The sequence below is a fragment of the Armatimonas sp. genome (assembly GCF_043760365.1).
Classification (GTDB): domain Bacteria; phylum Armatimonadota; class Armatimonadia; order Armatimonadales; family Armatimonadaceae; genus Armatimonas.
On sequence record NZ_JAYUPA010000160.1, the window covers coordinates 1 to 2,188 of the forward strand.

Consider the following 2,188-nt stretch of genomic DNA (forward strand, 5'->3'; position numbering starts at 1 on the left):
CCGACGGATCAGCAGGCCATGGATCGAGCTAAGGCACGCCATAGTGGCGTCTTGAATGCCATCTGGTTGGACGGCCATGCGAAGGCGACACCATATAACAAGCTCGCGAACCTCAGTAATCTGGCCACGGATTTTCTGCTCTGGGATCCGTACAAGCAGGGCTGTAACTAAGCTATTGATAAACAGGTTGTACTCGAAAGGTTGATTAAATTTATGACTCGTCGCGCATTTACGCTCATTGAGCTTCTGGTGGTCATCGCCATTATCGCGATTCTCGCCGCCATTCTCTTCCCCGTCTTCGCACAAGCACGCGCCAAGGCCCGTCAGACCGCCTGTCTCTCGAACCTGCGTCAGCTTGGCACCGCCATCATGATGTATGTCCAGGACTATGACGAAACCTACCCGCCCTCGCAGATTCCTCTTGGGCCTGCGGATGCAACACCGGCACCGCCAGCCAACTCGGTGCTCTCCTGGCCCACGCTTATCTATCCTTATGTCAAGAACGAGGGGATTTTTGTTTGCCCTGACGGTGAGCTCAGTGTGAAATCTGTCACCCTAACGGTTAATGGGGTTTCTGCGACAGGAAACTACTGTGGTGCGACTACCGCCAATACCCGATTCGCGCCTGCGGCCCACGGAGATGGAAGCACGCAGCCCTACGGAAAAGTCAACAAGTTGTCCTATGGCCGTAATCTAATCCCTCTAGGAACTTCCAGTGCAACGAACTGGACCACTGTGGGGTTTGCGGGGCAGGACAAGAGCGGTTTTGTGACAACGGGAACGACCCTCTCTGTCTCCGAAGCATCTGTTGCTCAGCCCGCTAATACGATTCATATCTTCGATGCCTGGACAACTGTCTGCGATCAGGGCAACTCGATTCGCGGTATCCAGCAGGAGCTCCGCACGGATCGCTACCCCAATATCACTGCCTCGAAGGTCGCCAACCGACACTTTGGCGGCTTTGTCTGCTTATTTGGGGATGGCCATGCGGGCTACAAGAAGTGGGGCTCCTCCAAGGCTGCAGAGTGGAGCATCCAGGAAGATTAGAGTCTCTCACAATCGTTAGTTAAGGAAGGGGGTCGAGTGGTTTGCCGAGGATGCGCCGCTCGATCACCTTCATTTTTTTTGAGCCCGCTTCGCTGTCGTCTTCATGGCCAAGAAGGTGCAGGATGCCGTGGACGAGGAGCAGAGCCAGCTCATCTTCGAGGGCCCAGCCGCGCGCAGTGGCTTGGCGCTCCGCTGTGTCGCGGGAGATCACCACATCGCCTAGGTAGGCACTTAGTGGGGCATCGGGTTCTGACTGGGGCCAAGAGAGGACATCCGTGGGTTTATCCTTGCCACGCCACTGTGCATTGAGCGCATGGATTTCGTCGTCGGTGACTATCACCACACTCACTTCTGCGTCAGGGCATTCCCAGAGGAGTTTTTGGGCGGCGGCGGCGGCCTGTTCCCAGGGTAGGCTCTGATTCGGATGATGATTCTGGACGAGGATCTCCGCTGGCATGAGGTTCTTTCGTGTCTTTCGCTTCTTTAATCTCTTTGGGGTACTCGATGCGAGCATGCAGCGTGGCGCAGAGTGTGCGGGTAAACACATCCTGAACGGTCTTCAAATCCCGTAGTGTCAGCGGGCACTCATCGAGCTGGCCGTCGGCGCGCTTGTCCTCGATCATCCGGTTCACAAACTCCGTCACCCGCTGGGGTGTTGGCTTGTCAAGCACACGCGATGCCGCCTCGACACCGTCGGCGAGCATGAGAATGGCGGCCTCTTTGCTCTGCGGTTTGGGACCGGGGTAGCGGAACTGCGACTCCAGCGTGGGATCGGGGACGCCGCCCGTGGCCTGGTGGTAGAAAAACTTCATCAGAGTCGTCCCGTGGTGCTGGGAGATCACTTCGCGGACACCAGGAGGGAGCCCCACACGCTCGGCGATCTCCAGCCCCTCTTTGACATGGTTGACCAGCACCAGTGCCGAGAGCGAGGGGCTGATCCGATCATGGACGTTCTCGGCGTTGGACTGATTCTCAATAAAGAACTCGGGGCGGTTCATCTTGCCCAGATCATGGTAGTACGCGGCCACACGAACCAGCATGGCATCCGCACCGATTGCCTCCGCGGCGGCATGAGCCAGATTTCCCACCATGAGCGAGTGCGCGTAGGTGCCGGGAACCGCCATCCGGAAGTCCTGGAGAA

Annotated in this window: 3 protein-coding genes; 1 reads left to right on the plus strand and 2 read right to left on the minus strand. The window is 57.5% G+C overall.

The genetic code is table 11. From position 1 onward, the window contains the following. Positions 1 to 213 precede the first annotated feature (213 nt). Positions 214 to 1,047, plus strand: coding sequence for a type II secretion system protein (locus ACH2EH_RS04005; RefSeq protein WP_395139179.1), 834 nt, complete (start codon positions 214 to 216; stop codon positions 1,045 to 1,047). A 19-nt stretch (positions 1,048 to 1,066) separates the two neighbouring features. Here the strand turns inward: ACH2EH_RS04005 and ybeY are convergent, their stop codons facing one another. Beyond that, complete coding sequence (ybeY, locus tag ACH2EH_RS04010) at positions 1,067 to 1,396, minus strand: rRNA maturation RNase YbeY (protein ID WP_395139181.1); 330 nt, start codon at positions 1,394 to 1,396, stop codon at positions 1,067 to 1,069. 7 nt (positions 1,397 to 1,403) lie between these two features. Beyond that, a partial coding sequence (locus ACH2EH_RS04015; RefSeq protein WP_395139183.1) for an HDIG domain-containing metalloprotein occupies positions 1,404 to 2,188 on the minus strand: 785 nt, incomplete at its 5' end.

Bases quoted from the DNA above. Each gene is read 5' to 3' on its own strand.
- ACH2EH_RS04005 (WP_395139179.1), top strand. From the start codon at position 214: ATGACTCGTCGCGCATTTACGCTCATTGAGCTTCTGGTGGTCATCGCC.